Source organism: Pseudomonas frederiksbergensis (genome assembly GCF_003732665.1).
Taxonomy (GTDB): domain Bacteria; phylum Pseudomonadota; class Gammaproteobacteria; order Pseudomonadales; family Pseudomonadaceae; genus Aquipseudomonas; species Aquipseudomonas frederiksbergensis_G.
Window position 1 is genome coordinate 1 of the sequence record NZ_MOBP01000068.1, and the last position, 271, is coordinate 271.

1 pseudogene is annotated in these 271 nt (G+C 59.8%); it reads right to left on the bottom strand.

What is annotated here, in order from left to right:
- Positions 1–271 (bottom strand): annotated as a pseudogene (locus tag BK665_RS33180) (threonine synthase); the annotation flags it as partial.

Below are 271 nucleotides of genomic sequence, written 5' to 3' on the forward strand. Positions count from 1 at the left end.
GCAGCCTTGACGCCGATGGCAGTGTGCGGGTCCAGCACCTCGCCGCTCTGCTCGTAGACCTCGGCGATGGTTTCGAAGGTTTGTGCGTCATCCACGGACAGGGAATCGAACAGCTTGCGGGCTTCGGTCCAACGTTCTTGTTCGACACTGAAACCACCGCCCTGCTTGAAGTTGTACATCAAACCGGCAATCGCTGCGCCGTTGCGACCGTGCAGGGCGAACAGCAGGCGTTCGAAGTTCGACGAGACCATGATGTCCATGGACGGCGACA